The 15,250-nt window shown below is 69.6% G+C and carries 17 protein-coding genes and 3 tRNA genes; 15 read left to right on the plus strand and 5 right to left on the minus strand.

What is annotated here, in order from left to right; all coding sequences use genetic code 11:
• Positions 1–11: 11 nt before the first annotated feature.
• Entirely contained in the window at positions 12–668 is a 657-nt protein-coding gene (locus tag NOO62_RS23940) for an NAD(P)H-binding protein (RefSeq protein WP_268772937.1), read from the minus strand.
• A gap of 297 nt (positions 669–965) precedes the next feature.
• Positions 966–2,267 carry an amidohydrolase family protein gene (locus tag NOO62_RS23945; protein ID WP_268772938.1) on the minus strand — a complete coding sequence of 434 codons (1,302 nt, stop codon included), beginning with the start codon at positions 2,265–2,267 and terminating at the stop codon, positions 966–968.
• 242 nt (positions 2,268–2,509) lie between these two features.
• Here NOO62_RS23945 and NOO62_RS23950 point away from each other — a divergent pair.
• The 8 genes from NOO62_RS23950 to NOO62_RS23985 all read left to right on the plus strand — a co-directional run bounded on the left by NOO62_RS23950 (position 2,510) and on the right by NOO62_RS23985 (position 7,343).
• A tRNA-Thr gene (locus NOO62_RS23950) sits at positions 2,510–2,582 on the plus strand.
• Between the two features lie 47 nt (positions 2,583–2,629).
• Positions 2,630–2,702 (plus strand) — tRNA-Met (locus NOO62_RS23955).
• An 89-nt stretch (positions 2,703–2,791) separates the two neighbouring features.
• Positions 2,792–2,956 carry a 50S ribosomal protein L33 gene (rpmG, locus tag NOO62_RS23960; RefSeq protein WP_004571794.1) on the plus strand — a complete coding sequence of 55 codons (165 nt, stop codon included), beginning with the start codon at positions 2,792–2,794 and terminating at the stop codon, positions 2,954–2,956.
• Positions 2,957–3,060: 104 nt separating this feature from the next.
• Positions 3,061–3,525 (plus strand): MaoC family dehydratase N-terminal domain-containing protein, encoded by a 465-nt coding sequence (locus tag NOO62_RS23965; RefSeq protein WP_268772939.1) that lies wholly within the window; start codon positions 3,061–3,063, stop codon positions 3,523–3,525.
• Positions 3,526–3,529: 4 nt separating this feature from the next.
• Positions 3,530–3,958 (plus strand): MaoC family dehydratase, encoded by a 429-nt coding sequence (locus NOO62_RS23970; protein ID WP_268772940.1) that lies wholly within the window; start codon positions 3,530–3,532, stop codon positions 3,956–3,958.
• 191 nt (positions 3,959–4,149) lie between these two features.
• Entirely contained in the window at positions 4,150–4,698 is a 549-nt protein-coding gene (locus NOO62_RS23975) for a TetR/AcrR family transcriptional regulator (RefSeq protein ID WP_268775745.1), read from the plus strand.
• Between the two features lie 75 nt (positions 4,699–4,773).
• Positions 4,774–6,228, plus strand: a complete 1,455-nt coding sequence (locus tag NOO62_RS23980; protein WP_268772941.1) for a DHA2 family efflux MFS transporter permease subunit — start codon at positions 4,774–4,776, stop codon at positions 6,226–6,228.
• A gap of 59 nt (positions 6,229–6,287) precedes the next feature.
• Positions 6,288–7,343, plus strand: coding sequence for a UDP-N-acetylmuramate dehydrogenase (locus NOO62_RS23985; RefSeq protein WP_414930873.1), 1,056 nt, complete (start codon positions 6,288–6,290; stop codon positions 7,341–7,343).
• Positions 7,344–7,397: 54 nt separating this feature from the next.
• On the opposite strand, the gene NOO62_RS23990 is transcribed toward NOO62_RS23985, so the two are convergent.
• Entirely contained in the window at positions 7,398–8,036 is a 639-nt protein-coding gene (locus tag NOO62_RS23990; RefSeq protein WP_268772942.1) for an NAD(P)-dependent oxidoreductase, read from the minus strand.
• 88 nt (positions 8,037–8,124) lie between these two features.
• Between NOO62_RS23990 and NOO62_RS23995 the strand changes: the two genes are divergently transcribed.
• On the plus strand, positions 8,125–8,727 hold the full coding sequence (locus NOO62_RS23995) for a TetR/AcrR family transcriptional regulator (RefSeq protein ID WP_268772943.1): 603 nt from the start codon (positions 8,125–8,127) through the stop codon (positions 8,725–8,727).
• Positions 8,728–8,733: 6 nt separating this feature from the next.
• On the opposite strand, the gene NOO62_RS24000 is transcribed toward NOO62_RS23995, so the two are convergent.
• Both NOO62_RS24000 and NOO62_RS24005 read right to left on the minus strand, forming a co-directional pair.
• Positions 8,734–9,768 (minus strand): adenosine deaminase, encoded by a 1,035-nt coding sequence (locus NOO62_RS24000; protein ID WP_268772945.1) that lies wholly within the window; start codon positions 9,766–9,768, stop codon positions 8,734–8,736.
• Positions 9,769–9,891: 123 nt separating this feature from the next.
• Positions 9,892–11,118, minus strand: a complete 1,227-nt coding sequence (locus tag NOO62_RS24005; protein ID WP_268772946.1) for a pyridoxal phosphate-dependent aminotransferase — start codon at positions 11,116–11,118, stop codon at positions 9,892–9,894.
• Positions 11,119–11,299: 181 nt separating this feature from the next.
• Between NOO62_RS24005 and NOO62_RS24010 the strand changes: the two genes are divergently transcribed.
• From NOO62_RS24010 to NOO62_RS24035, 6 genes are all read left to right on the plus strand, one after another.
• Positions 11,300–11,372 (plus strand) — tRNA-Trp (locus NOO62_RS24010).
• 107 nt (positions 11,373–11,479) lie between these two features.
• Positions 11,480–11,767, plus strand: coding sequence for a preprotein translocase subunit SecE (gene secE / locus NOO62_RS24015; protein WP_055564537.1), 288 nt, complete (start codon positions 11,480–11,482; stop codon positions 11,765–11,767).
• Between the two features lie 77 nt (positions 11,768–11,844).
• Positions 11,845–12,747 (plus strand): transcription termination/antitermination protein NusG, encoded by a 903-nt coding sequence (gene nusG / locus NOO62_RS24020; RefSeq protein ID WP_268772947.1) that lies wholly within the window; start codon positions 11,845–11,847, stop codon positions 12,745–12,747.
• Positions 12,748–12,913: 166 nt separating this feature from the next.
• Positions 12,914–13,348: a 50S ribosomal protein L11 gene (rplK, locus tag NOO62_RS24025; protein ID WP_055547825.1), complete on the plus strand. Its 435-nt coding sequence runs from the start codon at positions 12,914–12,916 to the stop codon at positions 13,346–13,348.
• Between the two features lie 88 nt (positions 13,349–13,436).
• Complete coding sequence (gene rplA, locus NOO62_RS24030) at positions 13,437–14,159, plus strand: 50S ribosomal protein L1 (protein ID WP_268772948.1); 723 nt, start codon at positions 13,437–13,439, stop codon at positions 14,157–14,159.
• A gap of 157 nt (positions 14,160–14,316) precedes the next feature.
• The gene (locus NOO62_RS24035) at positions 14,317–15,213 is read left to right on the plus strand and encodes a hypothetical protein (protein ID WP_268772949.1); all 897 of its coding nucleotides are present in this window, start codon (positions 14,317–14,319) and stop codon (positions 15,211–15,213) included.
• Positions 15,214–15,250 lie beyond the last annotated feature (37 nt).

Raw genomic sequence — 15,250 nt, forward strand, 5'->3', positions numbered from 1 at the left:
CCGGCCGACCGTCAGTTGCCCGCGACCGACTTGGCCGCCACCGACACCGGCACGGACCCGCTGACCAGCTCCAGCGTCAGTCCCGCCGTCGCCGGTGTCTCCAGGAGCTCGGCAAGAACCGCGGCCACGTCGTCCCGCGGAACCGGCCCGCGCCCGGTCGACGCCTCCAAGCGTACGAGGCCGGTGCCCGCGTCGTCCGTCAGCATCCCGGGACGCAGGATCGTCCAGTCGAGGGCGGCACGCGCGCGTACGTCCGCGTCGGCCTCGCCCTTGGCCCGCAGATAGGCGTCGAAGATCTCATCGCCCTGGTGCGCGGGGTCGGCGCCCATGGACGACACGACGACGTAGCGCCGCACTCCGGCCCGCTCCGCCGCGTCCGCGAAGAGGACGGCCGCACCGCGGTCCACGGTGTTCTTGCGGTCGGCGCCGCTGCCGGGCCCCGCGCCCGCCGCGAAGACGGCCGCGTCGGCGCCGCGCAGATGCTCCGCGACCTGGTCGACGGAAGCCGACTCCAGGTCGCACAGCACCGGTTCGGCACCGGCGTCGCGCAGGTCGGATTCCTGCCCGGCGTTACGGATCAGCCCGGCGACTTCGTCACCGCGCGCGGCGAGCAGGCGCTCCAGCCGCAGCGCGATCTGACCATGACCTCCAGCGATGACAATGCGCATACTCCCGACCGTACGGCAGGCCGGACCCGAGCGCTCACCACGCGCGCGGGGACCCCCGACGGATCGTCACATGCCCTCAAGCGGAGCACCTTCATGTAAGCGGATCGCCCGCACGCGAGCGGATCGCCCGCACGCGAGCGGACCACCCTCAGCCGAGCGGATCGCCCGCACGCAAGCGGAGTACCCCAACGCAAACAGACCCCCCACGCAAGCGGAGCACTCCCACGCAAGCGGAGCACTCCCACGCAAACGGACCCTCCCACACGAGCGGAGCACCCCCACGCAAACGGACCACCCTCACGCCGACGGCTCGTCCCCCGCGGACCGCCCCGGCACCGCCCCCGTCGACCGCCCCTGGCGCGGCAGGTCCAACGCCACCGCCGCCGCCGAATCGCAGTACTCGCGCACCGCACTGGTCCGCGCCACGACCCGTCCCCGGTGCACCACGATCCGGCTGTACGCGAGCGACAGCGCACCCGCGAGACGGTCGCCGCGCACGGCCAGCAGCTCGGCGGGGAAGCCCGCCTCCACCCGCACCTCCGACAGCCCCATGGCCGCCCGCGCCGCCCCGCTCACCGCGCCGTACGCGTCCTCGGGCCGCAGCCCGCACCGCGACGCCAGCAAGTACGCGGCCTCCAGCGGATCCCCGCGCCCCACCGGGTTCGACACGTCCCGCATGGCCCCGCTGCCCGCGGCGACCCGCACCCCCGCCGACCGCAGCAGCCGCACGGGGGCCACCCCGCGCCGCTCCGCGTTCCCGCAGCCGCCCTGCGGCAGACAGACCACCGTGACCGCGGCCGCGGCGAGCTGCTCGGCGGTGCGCGCGGCCACGTCCTCGGGCAGCCGTCCGAGCCCGGCGCACGGGCCGAGCGTCACACCGGCCCGCAGACCCCCCGCCATCGCGGCGAGCCGTCCCAGGCGCGCCGGATCGTCACCGTCCGTGTGCAGGTCGACGGGGCAGCCGTGCTCCGCGGCGATCTCCAGGACCGCCTCCGCGTACCCCGTGGGATCAGGGTCCAGATCGGGGCAGCCGCCCACTACGGAGGCGCCCATTTTCACCGCGTCCCGCAACATGGCGAGCCCGTCCGCGCCCGCGACACCGGTCAGCAGCCGCGGCACGGCGACGGCCGTCAGGTCGACCAGGCCCCGGAGCGAGCGCCGCGCCTGCAGTACCGCCTCCAAGGGGCCGAGTCCCTGGACGTCGCCGATCCGCACGTGCGAGCGCAGCGCCGTGGCGCCGTGCCCGAGCTGCAGCAGCGCCGCCTCGGTGGCGCGGCGCTGGACGTCCGGGGCGTCGTACGAGACCGGTCCCGCCGTGTCCGCCGACAGCGCGGTGTCGCCGTGCGCGTGGGGCTCGGCGGCCGCGGGCAGCAGGAGGTAGCCGGCGAGGTCCACGCGCGCCGTGTGGGCACTCAGGCTGCCCGCCGTGCCGACCGCCTCGATGTGCCCGCCGCCGAGCCGGACGTCCACGGTCCGGCCGTCGGTGAGCCGGGCGCCGCTGAGCAGCAGGGCCCCGGAGTCGGCGGTGGAACCGGAACCGGGCCCGGAGGGTCCGGAGGCACCGGAGGAGTGGGGCTGCTGCGGCTGGCTGTCGGGCATCGCGCTCCTCTGGCTCGGGGGGCGGCTGCAGTCGTCGAGGCATCAAGATCACGCAGCGCGCGTCGAGCCTAGGACGGCGGAAGGCCCGCTTCGAGGAGGAGCGGAATAGTCGTACCGGTGTGGTGCGAGTGCACGGATGGGGTGCTCACAGACGCCTGAGACGGGCCGTCCGATGCCCCGGACAGCCCTGGCGAAACGGATTTGGGCGATCGGCGACCAACCGTGTAATGTCTTCATCGCTCGCCCCAATAGCTCAGTCGGTAGAGCGTCTCCATGGTAAGGAGAAGGTCTGCGGTTCGATTCCGCATTGGGGCTCTGATGTCGAGTGATCCCCGCCTCCGGGCGGGGTGATCCGGCATCGCAGCGGTGTAGCTCAGTCGGTAGAGCAAGCGGCTCATAATCGCTGTGTCACCGGTTCAAGTCCGGTCACCGCTACTACTGGTAGCCGATTGTGGGGTCGGTCCTTCGATCGGCTACTATTTGTATGCGTTCATCCGTCCATCCGTCCGTCAAGGAGCACTCACGTGGCTGCCACCGACGTCCGCCCGAAGATCACGCTGGCCTGCGTGGAGTGCAAGGAGCGGAACTACATCACCAAGAAGAACCGGCGTAACGACCCGGACCGTCTTGAGATGAAGAAGCACTGCCCGCGCTGCAACGCGCACACTGCGCACCGCGAAACGCGCTAAACACAGGCTCGTACACGAGGCCGTCCCCGATTCTTGGGGGCGGCCTCGCGTCGTGTTGTGCGAAGCCATCCGCAACGAAACCAACCGCAGGAGGTGCCGAGTCCATGGCGCTCGACCAGTCCTTCGTGGGGCGTTCCTATCCCCCCAGTGATCCTTATGAGGTCGGCCGGGAGAAGATCCGCGAGTTCGCGGCGGCCGTGGGGGACAGTAATCCCGCGTACGTCGACACGGAAGCGGCCAAGGCACTCGGTCATCCCGATGTGATTGCCCCGCCGACTTTTGTGTTCGCGATCACGTTCGCGGCCGCGGGCCGGGTCGTCGAGGACCCGCAGCTGGGCCTCGACTACAGCCGCGTCGTGCACGGCGACCAGAAGTTCGCCTACACCCGCCCGGTGTGCGCGGGTGACCGGATCACGGTGACCTCGACCATCGAGGCCATCAAGTCGATGGCGGGCAACGACATCGTGGACATCCGCGGAGAGGTCCACGACGAGGCCGGCGAGCACGTCGTGACCGCCTGGACCAAGCTCGTCGCACGGGCGGCGGAGCCTGCGGCAGAAGGGGCCTGAGGCGATGACGGCGAAGATTGCGTACGACGACGTCGAGGTCGGCACCGAGCTGCCGGCCCAGACCTTCCCCGTGACACGCGCCACTCTCGTGCGGTACGCGGGCGCTTCCGGGGACTTCAACCCGATCCACTGGAACGAGAAGTTCGCCCGTGAGGTCGGCCTTCCCGACGTCATCGCGCACGGCATGTTCACCATGGCCGAGGCGATCCGCGTCGTGACGGACTGGGTCGGCGACCCGGGAGCCGTCGTCGAGTACGGCGTGCGCTTCACCAAGCCCGTCATCGTCCCGAACGACGACAAGGGCGCGACCATAGAGGTCAGTGCCAAGGTGGCGGCCGTGATGGACGACAACCGCGTGCGCGTCGACCTGCTCGCGAAGAGCGGCGACCAGAAGGTCCTCGGCATGTCTCGGGCCGTCGTGCGGCTTGCCTGAAGGGCTGAGGGCTGAGGGCTGAGGGCTGAGGGCTGAGAGCCGAGGTCCGAGGGCTGACGGCCACGACTTGCGACCGCACGGGTAAGGGGCGTTCTCCAAGGGAGGGCGCCCCTTACGTGCGCCCTGAGTGTCCGCCCGCAGACGCGCTTGACCGCTTAGTGATTGGCCACTAACTTATCCGCATGGTCAGGATGAGCGCAGAGGAGCGGCGCGAAAGCGTCATCCGCGCGGCAATGGTCGAGTTCGCCCGCGGTGGCTACAACGGCACCTCCACCGAAGTGATCGCCAAGCGGGTGGGTGTCTCGCAGCCGTATCTCTTCCGCCTCTTTCCGGGAAAGCAGGCCATCTTCCTCGCCGCCTCTGGGCGGTGCTGCCAGGAGGTCACGGAGGTCTTCCGCAAGGCGGCCGAGGGGTTCGAGGGCGAGGAGGCCCTGCACGCCATGGGCAGGGCCTATCAGGCCCTCATCGCCGACGACCCGGACAAGCTGCTCATGCAGATGCAGATGTACGTCGCCGTGGCCTCCGCGGAGGCGTCCGGTGACCGGGAGTTCGGCGACGCGCTGCGGGCCGCCTGGATGGAGATGTACGACACGGTCCGCCTCGCGCTGGGGGCGGACGTCGACGAGACGACGCAGTTCCTGGCCTACGGGATGCTGATCAACGTCCTGGTGTCGATGGGGTTCCGGCCCGAGCACCGGGTGTGGACCGGCTTCTACGACTCGGCACAGCCCAACGCGTGAGTCGTACGGGGGGCAGGGGGACTCCTTCTGTACCCACAAAAGTTAGTCATCAATAACTAACCACAGGGGAAAGCAATGCCGGAACAGAAAGCGCAGCCAGCAGAGGCGACATCGCGCGGGGGAATGGTCTGGGCCCTCGTCATCACCAGCGTCGCCGGGTTCATGGCGGCACTCGACAACCTCGTCGTCACCACGGCCCTGCCCTCCATCCGCGAGGACCTCGGGGGCGCCCTGCACGACCTCGAATGGACGGTGAGCGCCTACACCCTCACCTTCGCCGTCCTGCTGATGTTCGGCGCCGCCCTGGGGGACCGGTTCGGGCGCCGTCGGCTCTTCGCCGTCGGTCTCACGGTCTTCACCGCGGCCTCCGCCGCCGCGGCGCTCGCACCCGGCCTCGACGCGCTGATCGCCGCCCGCGCGGTGCAGGGTGTCGGCGCCGCGATCATGATGCCGCTCACGCTGACCCTGCTCACGGCAGCCGTACCGCAGGCCAAGCGCGGCATGGCGTACGGCATATGGGGCGCCGTCAACGGCCTCGCGGTCGCCAGTGGCCCGCTGATCGGCGGAAGCCTCACCGAGCACGTCTCCTGGCAGTGGATCTTCTGGCTGAACGTACCGCTTGGCCTCGCCCTGCTGCCGCTCGCCCGGCTCCGCCTCGCCGAGTCCCACGCCCCCGGCGCGCGCCTCGACCTGATCGGCACCCTGCTCGCCAGCGGTGGGCTCTTCGGAGTCGTGTACGCCCTGGTCCGCGGCCCCATCGACGGCTGGTCCAGCGCCACCGTCCTCGTCAGCCTGACCGCGGGCGCCGTCCTCCTCGCGGGCTTCATCCGGCACGGGATGCGCCACGAGGCGCCGATGCTGCCGATGCGCCTCTTCCGCAGCCGTGCGTTCGCGGGCATCAACGCCGCGAGCCTGCTGATGTTCCTCGGGATGTTCGGCTCGATCTTCCTGCTCAGCCAGTACATGCAGATCGTCCTCGGCTACTCGCCCACCGAGGCCGGGGTGCGCATGCTGCCCTGGACCGGCATGCCGATGCTCATCTCGCCGCTGGCCGGCTATCTCTCCGACCGGATCGGCGGCCGCCCTGTCGTCGCCGCGGGCCTCTTCCTCCAGGCCGTGGGTCTGGCCTGGTACGCCGTCGTGGTGGCGCCCGACGCCTCGTACACCGTCCAGCTGCCCGCGCTGATCATCAGCGGCATCGGGATGTCCCTGTACTTCGCACCGGCCTCCAACCTGGTCATGTCCAGCGTGCGACCGCAGGAGCAGGGCATCGCGTCCGGCGCCAACAACGCACTGCGCGAGGTCGGCGGCGCCCTCGGCATCGCCGTGATGTCCTCGATCTTCTCGGCGCAGGGCGGCTACGAGTCCGGCTGGGACTTCGTGAACGGCCTGGAGCCCGCGCTGTGGGTCGGCGCCGGGGTGGTGGCCCTCGCGGCGGTGGCGGCGCTCTGCATCCCGTCCCGTCGGCGGACGGCCGAAGGGACCGGGGCGACTGCCGCCTCGTCCCAGGACGAGCTGATCACCGTCTGAGAGGCCCACGAGAACGGCCCCGCCCCGACCGGTGGGGCCGTTCTCGTACTCTTGAGCACGTGCAGGAACTCCACGATGCCCCGCTCGCCCCGCTGACCACCTTCCGGCTCGGCGGCCCCGCGACCCGCCTGATCACCGCGACGACCGACGCCGAGGTGATCGCCACCGTCCGTGAGGCCGACGACTCAGGAACCCCACTGCTGATCATCGGCGGCGGCTCGAACCTGGTCATCGGCGACAAGGGCTTCGACGGCACCGCCCTGCGCATCGCCACCCAGGGCTTCGCACTCGACGGCACGCAGCTGGAGCTCGCGGCCGGCGAAGTCTGGACCGACGCGGTCGCCCGCACCGTCGAAGCGGGTCTGGCGGGCATCGAATGCCTCGCCGGAATCCCCGGCTCCGCGGGCGCGACGCCGATCCAGAACGTCGGGGCGTACGGCCAGGAGGTCTCCTCGACGATCACCGAGGTGGTCGCGTACGACCGGAAGACGCGTGAGACGGTCGTGATGGCGAACGCCGAGTGCGACTTCTCGTACCGTCACAGCCGCTTCAAGGCCGATCCCGACCGCTTCGTGGTGCTGCGGGTCCGCTTCGGGCTGGAGGACGCGCAGGGGATGAGCGCCCCCCTCAAGTACCCCGAGACGGCGCGCACGCTCGGTGTCGAGGCGGGGGACCGGGTCCCGGCCGCGGTCGCCAGGGAGACCGTCCTCAAGCTCCGCGCGGGCAAGGGCATGGTGCTGGACCCCGAGGACCACGACAGCTGGTCCGCCGGATCGTTCTTCACCAACCCCATCCTCACCGAGGAGGAGTTCACCGCCTTCCACGCGCGCGTGAGCGAACGCCTCGGCGCGGACATCACCCCGCCCGCCTTCCCGACGGGCGACGGCCGCGTGAAGACCTCCGCCGCCTGGCTCATCGACAAGGCGGGCTTCACCAAGGGCTACGGAGAGGGCAGGGCCCGCATCTCCACCAAGCACACGCTCGCGCTCACCAACCGCGGTGGCGCGACCACCGAGGACCTGCTGGAGCTGGCCCGCGAGGTCGTCGCCGGAGTGCGGGACGCCTTCGGGGTCACCCTGGTCAACGAGCCGGTGACGGTGGGCGTCAGCCTGTAGGGCCACCACCTGTTGGGCCACCACACCTGTTGGGCCACCACAGGCACGGGCGGGTCAGTAGGCCACGCCCACGCCCCGCTTCACCGTGTCCCGGTCGTCGATCATGCCGAGCATCGCGTGCGCCACGTCCGCGCGCCCGATCATCCGCCCCGAACGCGGCGAGCCGTCCACCACCTTGCGGTAGCGGCCGGTAAGAGGCTTGTCCGTCAGACGCGGCGGCCGGACCGAGGTCCAGGCCGTCGCACTGGCGGCCAACTCGGCCTCCATGGCGGTCAGGTCGGTGTAGACGTCCCTGAGGACCCGGCCGATCACCCCCAGCAGGGCGCGGTCGAAGAACGGCGAGTCCGCGGGCTCCGGGCCCACCGGGGCCGCGCTCACGACCAGCAGCCGCCGCGCGCCCTCCGCGTCCATCGCCCGCAGCACACCGCGCGTGAGCTCCGTCGCGACGCCCCTGGCCGCGTCCGCGCGGTTGCGGGCACCGAGCCCCGACAGGACCGCGTCCCGGCCCGTCACCGCCGGGCGCACCGCCTCCGTGTCCCGGACGTCCGCGCGGAACACCTCCAGCCCCTCGCCGGTCACCGTCAGACGTGCCGGATCGCGCACCACCGCCGTGACCTTGTGCCCTGCCGCGAGCGCCTGCCTGACGATCTCCTGACCGATGCCACCGGTCGCACCGAACACCGTGAGCCTCATCGCGCACCCTCCCAAGGTGGGTAAGTATTCACTCACCCCCTAGAGTGAGTACGCACTCACCCCTTCGTCAAGACAGGTTGGACGGCCCATGCAGCAGAAGCCCACCCGGGCCCGCCTCCTCGACGCGGCCCACGAGCTCATGTTCACGCGCGGCCTGGCCCGCGCCACCACCAAGGAGATCGCCAAGGCGGCGGGGTGTTCCGAAGCAGCGCTCTACAAGCACTTCGCGAGCAAGGAAGAGCTGTTCGTGAGCGTGCTCCGGGAGAGACTGCCCAGGCTGAACCCGCTCCTGAGCGAGCTCGTGGAGAAGCCGGGGGAGCGCAGCGTCCTGGAGAACCTCACCGAAATCGCCAGACTGGCCAGCGACTTCTACGCGGAGAGTTTCCCGATCGCGGCCTCCCTGTACGCGGAGACCCAGCTGAAGCGCCGCCACGAGGACTCCATGCGCGAGATGGGCACGGGCCCCCACGTGCCCATCGAGGCCCTGGACGCCTATCTGCGGGCCGAGCGGGACGCCGGCCGGATCTCACCCGACGCCGACACGTTCGCCGCCGCCTCGCTCCTCATGGGCGCCTGCGCGCAGCGCGCCTTCGCCTACGACGCGACGGTCGGCAAGCGGCCCCCGCAGCCCGTCGAGGAGTTCGCCGCCGCAGTCGCCCGCACCCTGCTCAAGGGCATCACCAGCGGCTGATGACCGTCAGTTCACCAACCACTCGTCCACCCCGGCCAGCATCTTCTGCTGTACGTCGACGGGCGCGGCCGAGCCGCGGACCGACTGCCGGGCGAGCTCCGCCAGCTCCGCGTCGGTGAAGTCGTGGTGGGCGCGCGCGATGTCGTACTGGGCGGCGAGGCGCGACCCGAAGAGCAGCGGGTCGTCAGCCCCGAGCGCTATCGGCACCCCCGCCTCGAACAACGTCCGCAAGGGGACGTCCTCCGGCTTTTCGTAGACCCCCAGGGCGACGTTGGACGCCGGGCACACCTCACACGTGACGCCCCGGTCCGCGAGCCGCTTCAGGAGCCGCGGATCCTCGGCGGCCCGCACCCCGTGCCCGATGCGCGCCGCCTCCAGGTCGTCCAGACAGTCCCGCACCGACGCGGGCCCGGTCAGCTCACCGCCGTGCGGCGCCGCGAGCAGACCGCCGTCGCGTGCGATGGCGAAGGCCCGGTCGAAGTCCCGCGCCATGCCGCGCCGCTCGTCGTTGGAGAGCCCGAAGCCGACGATGCCCCGGTCCGCGTACCGCACCGCGAGCCGCGCCAGCGTGCGGGCGTCCAGCGGGTGCTTCATGCGGTTCGCGGCGACCAGGACGCGCATGCCGAGGCCGGTCTCCCGCGAGGCGCTCTCGACGGCGTCCAGGATGATTTCCAGGGCCGGGATGAGACCGCCGAGCCTGGGCGCGTAGGACGTCGGGTCGACCTGGATCTCCAGCCACCCCGACCCGTCGCGCAGATCCTCCTCGGCGGCCTCGCGCACCAGGCGCTGGATGTCCTCCGGCTCGCGCAGACAGGAGCGCGCGGCGTCGTAGAGCCGCTGGAAGCGGAACCAGCCGCGTTCGTCGGTCGCGCGCAGCTTCGGCGGCTCGGCGCCGGTCAGCGCCTCCGGAAGACGCACGCCGTACTTGTCGGCAAGCTCAAGCAGGGTGGTGGGCCGCATCGACCCGGTGAAGTGCAGGTGGAGATGGGCCTTCGGCAGTTCTCGTACGTCCCGCACACGCTCGTCTCGTACACGCTCCATTCGAGGATCTTGCCGTATGCACCTGGCGTCCCGGTAGCGGCTTTCCCCCTTCGGGTCCCCCTCCGAACGAAGAAACGGGCCGCCTCTCCGAAGAGACGCGGCCCGCACGTTCCTGCCGGGTCCCTAGTCGCGGGCCTCGGCGAGCAGCTTCTGGAGCCGCGAGACGCCCTCGACGAGGTCCTCGTCGCCGAGCGCGTACGACAGGCGCAGGTAGCCGGGCGTCCCGAAGGCCTCACCGGGAACGACCGCGACCTCGGCCTCCTCCAGGATGAGCGCCGCCAGCTCGACGGAGTCCTGCGGGCGCTTGCCGCGGATCTCCTTGCCGAGGAGGCCCTTCACGGAGGGGTACACGTAGAAGGCGCCCTCGGGCTCGGGGCAGACCACGCCCGCGATGTCGTTGAGCATCCGCACGATGGTCCGGCGGCGCCGGTCGAAGGCCTCGCGCATCTTCTCGACGGCGACCAGGTCACCGGAGACGGCGGCGAGCGCGGCGGCCTGCGCGACGTTGGAGACGTTGGACGTGGCGTGCGACTGCAGGTTCGTCGCCGCCTTGACGACGTCCTTGGGGCCGATGATCCAGCCCACCCGCCAGCCGGTCATCGCGTACGTCTTGGCGACGCCGTTGACCACGATGCACTTGTCGCGCAGCTCGGGAAGGATCGCGGGGAGCGAGGTGAACTTCGCGTCTCCGTAGACGAGGTGTTCGTAGATCTCGTCGGTCATGACCCACAGGCCGTGCTCGACGGCCCAGCGGCCGATCGCCTCGGCGTCGGCCTCGCTGTAGACGGCGCCCGTCGGGTTCGACGGCGACACGAAGAGCACGAGCTTCGTGCGCTCCGTGCGCGCGGCCTCGAGCTGCTCGACCGAGACGCGGTAATCGGTGGTCTCGTCGGCGACGACCGGGACCGGGACACCGCCCGCGAGCCGGATCGACTCCGGGTACGTGGTCCAGAACGGTGCGGGGACGATGACCTCGTCGCCCGGGTCCAGGACCGCGGCGAACGCTTCGTAGATGGCCTGCTTGCCGCCGTTGGTCACCAGGATCTGCGACGCGTCGACCTCGTAACCCGAGTCGCGGAGGGTCTTCGCGGCGATCGCGGCCTTCAGCTCGGGGAGGCCCCCGGCCGGCGTGTAGCGGTGGAACTTCGGGTTCTTGCAGGCCTCTACGGCCGCTTCGACGATGTAGTCCGGAGTCGGGAAGTCGGGCTCGCCCGCCCCGAAGCCGATCACCGGGCGGCCCGCGGCCTTGAGGGCCTTGGCCTTGGCGTCGACAGCGAGGGTCGCGGACTCGGAAATCGCGCCGATGCGCGCGGACACCCGGCGCTCGGTCGGTGAAGTAGCAGCGCTCATGACCCCATCGTTCCAGACCCGAAACGGCCCCGGCGCGCGGGTTTCCAAGACCATCGCGGCCCTTTCTGTTCGACGGGGCGCCGCAGAGCACGTACACTCACTGCTCGTTGGCCCTCACCGGCCGCTTTCTCTCAGCGCACTCCGTGCACATGGGCGGATGCGGTAGGTTGGGGGAAATCAAAGGGTCGTAGCTCAATTGGTAGAGCACTGGTCTCCAAAACCAGCGGTTGGGGGTTCAAGTCCCTCCGGCCCTGCTACACACTCCTTCGCCAGGATGTGTGCGCATGTACGTACTGCAATGCACCGCCGTGCGGCTCAACCGGGCGCGGCACGGCCACGACCCGGAATCAGGTGAGGACGAGTGACGGACGCCGTGGGCTCCATCGACATGCCTGATGCCCAGGACGAGGCGCCGGAGTCCAAGAAGAAGGCCCGCAAGGGCGGCAAGCGCGGCAAGAAGGGCCCCTTCGGCCGTCTCGCGCTCTTCTACCGCCAGATTGTCGCGGAGCTCCGTAAGGTTGTCTGGCCGACTCGCAGTCAGCTCACGACCTACACCACAGTGGTGATTGTCTTCGTCGTCATCATGATCGGTCTCGTGACCGTGATTGACTATGGCTTCAGCCACGCTGTCAAGTACATCTTCGGCTGAGCCGATAGCGAAGGGCGCCGTTCCTGGCGCCCCTTTCGCGCGTTCCACCCCTCTGTATCCAGGAAGAAGCAGCCACCGTGTCTGACCCGAACCTGAACGACGCCGTTGAGCCTCGCGGAGAGAACGCGGAGTCCGTGGAGGACCAGCTCGACATCGTCGAGGCGGCGGACGCCGAGGACCCGGACCAGGCCGACGCTGCCGACGCCGCCGCGGGTGAGCCCGCCGAAGAGGCCGCCATCCACCTTGAGGGCGACGCCGAGGCCGTAGCGGAGTCCGAGGAGGACGAGACCGCCGCAGCCGACGTCGCCGACGAGGAGGACGCCGAGGCCGCCGCGGACGAGCCCGAGGAGGAGGCCGAGCCGGTCGACCCGATCGTGGCCCTCCGCGAGGAGCTCCGCACCCTTCCCGGCGAGTGGTACGTCATCCACACCTACGCCGGTTACGAGAACCGCGTGAAGACCAACCTCGAGCAGCGCGCCGTCTCGCTGAACGTCGAGGACTTCATCTTCCAGGCCGAGGTGCCGCAGGAAGAGGTCGCGCAGATCAAGAACGGCGAGCGCAAGACCATCCGTCAGAACAAGCTCCCCGGCTACGTGCTGGTGCGCATGGACCTGACGAACGAGTCCTGGGGCGTCGTCCGTAACACGCCCGGCGTCACCGGCTTCGTCGGCAACGCCTACGACCCGTACCCGCTGACCCTGGACGAGATCGTCAAGATGCTCGCCCCGGAGGCCGAGGAGAAGGCCGCCCGCGAGGCCGCAGAGGCCGAGGGCAAGCCGGCTCCGGCCCGCAAGGTCGAGGTGCAGGTCCTGGACTTCGAGGTGGGCGACTCGGTCACCGTCACCGACGGTCCGTTCGCGACGCTGCAGGCGACGATCAACGAGATCAACGCCGACTCGAAGAAGGTCAAGGGCCTCGTCGAGATCTTCGGTCGCGAGACCCCGGTCGAGCTCAGCTTCGACCAGATCCAGAAGAACTGACGTTCCTGGAACACACGCTTCCGAACAGGTCAGACGGGCTGCCAAAGCCGGTCTGACCTGCTCGGTTTTTAGCCGCGCGACTATACCCGTTATCGTTGTGCGGTATGCCTCCATCCGGATGACCGGGTGGCTGGCTGAAAACTCTCACTAGGACCCGGAGAGAGCAATGCCTCCCAAGAAGAAGAAGGTCACGGGGCTGATCAAGCTCCAGATCCAGGCTGGTGCCGCCAACCCGGCCCCGCCGGTCGGCCCCGCGCTGGGCCAGCACGGCGTCAACATCATGGAGTTCTGCAAGGCCTACAACGCCGCGACCGAGTCGCAGCGTGGCTGGGTGATCCCGGTGGAGATCACGGTCTACGAAGACCGTTCCTTCACCTTCATCACCAAGACGCCGCCGGCCGCCAAGATGATCCTGAAGGCCGCTGGTGTCGAGAAGGGCTCCGGCGAGCCCCACAAGACCAAGGTCGCCAAGGTCACCGAGGCGCAGATCCGCGAGATCGCGACGACCAAGATGGAAGACCTCAACGCCAACGACCTGGACGCCGCGTCGAAGATCATCGCCGGCACCGCCCGTTCCATGGGCATCACGGTCGAGGGCTGAGCCTCCTCCCCCGTCTGACCTTTCTCAGTGGCAGGGCCAAGCGCTGGTCCGAACCACGACTCCATACCTGAACAAACCAGGAGCAGAAGTGAAGCGCAGCAAGACTCTCCGCGCTGCGGACGCCAAGATCGACCGGGAGAAGCTGTACGCCCCGCTCGAGGCCGTCCGTCTCGCCAAGGAGACCTCCTCGACCAAGTTCGACGGCACCGTCGAGGTCGCCATGCGTCTGGGTGTCGACCCGCGCAAGGCCGACCAGATGGTCCGCGGCACCGTGAACCTCCCGCACGGCACCGGCAAGACCGCCCGGGTCCTGGTCTTCGCGACCGGTGACCGTGCTGCGGCCGCGGAAGCCGCTGGGGCCGACATCGTCGGCGCCGACGAGCTCATCGACGAGGTCGCGAAGGGCCGTCTGGACTTCGACGCCGTCGTCGCCACCCCGGACCTCATGGGCAAGGTCGGCCGCCTCGGCCGCGTGCTCGGTCCGCGTGGTCTGATGCCGAACCCGAAGACCGGCACCGTGACCCCCGATGTCGTGAAGGCTGTCAACGACATCAAGGGCGGCAAGATCGAGTTCCGCGTCGACAAGCACTCGAACCTGCACTTCATCATCGGCAAGGTGTCCTTCGACGACACCAAGCTGGTGGAGAACTACGCCGCGGCCCTGGAGGAGATCCTCCGTCTGAAGCCGTCGGCCGCCAAGGGTCGCTACATCAAGAAGGCCGCCATCGCCACCACGATGGGCCCCGGCATTCCGCTGGACTCGAACCGCACCCGCAACCTCCTCACCGAGGAGGACCCGGCCGCCGTCTGAACCTGACGGCAGCCGCGTCGCGTACGCGTTCTGTGGACGGGCCCCGCAACCTTTCGAGGTGCGGGGCCCGTCCTGTTTGTGTACGTGCCTTTCGGATACGTGTGTCAGTGGCCTGCGCTAGCGTGCAAGGTCCATGAATGCCAAGGGGTGGGACAACATGAACAGCACGACCATGCGCCGTGCCGGTCTCTCGATCGCGGTGGTCGCCGCACTGACCGGGCTCACGGCTTGCGGCTCGGGTGACTCCTCGGACAAGGCGGACGGGGGCGGCAAGGACGGCGGCGGCATCAAGCTGAGTCCGATAGCCGCCCTGCGCAGCGTCGAGAAGTCGACCGACAAGGCGGACACCGCCCGGGTCGACGGCACGACGACCATGGGTTCGCTGAGCTCCATGGACATGAAGGGCGTCATGGGCTGGTCCGACGGCATCACGGGCAATGTGACGGTGACCTTCACCGGCGGCACCCAGGCCCAGCAGATGAAGCAGATGGGCGCGACGGAGCTCGACTACCGCTATTTGAAGAACGGCTTCTACGCGAACATGGGTGACACGTTCGCGGCCCAGGCGGGCGGCGGCAAGCACTGGCTCGAGTACGACTACGAGACGCTGGCCGAGCTGAGCGGCGCCGCCGGTGAGGCGTTCCAGGACCAGATGCAGAACACCACCCCGAACCAGTCCGTGAAGATGCTGCTGGCCTCCGGCGACGTGAAGCGCGTCGGCGAGGAGGAGGTCCGCGGGAAGAAGGCGGTGCACTACTCGGGCAAGGTCGACGTCGCGGACTTCACCGCCAAGAGCGCGGACCTGGACGAGGACAAGATGGCCGAGCTGAAGAAGCAGTTCGAACAGGCCGGTCTCAGCACCGAGACGATCGACATCTGGGTCGACGACGACGACCTCCTCGTCAAGAAGAGCGAGAAGGGCGAGACGAAGAACGGCACCTTCTCGCAGACGGCCTACTACAGCGACTACGGCACCGAGCTGAACGTGGAGAAGCCGCCGGCGTCGGACACCATGAGCTTCAAGGACCTGATGAACAAGCAGCCCGCGGCATAACTCGTGAGCTCCGGCCCCCGCCCCTCGGGTACTCTCT

The sequence above is a fragment of the Streptomyces sp. Je 1-369 genome (assembly GCF_026810505.1).
Classification (GTDB): domain Bacteria; phylum Actinomycetota; class Actinomycetes; order Streptomycetales; family Streptomycetaceae; genus Streptomyces.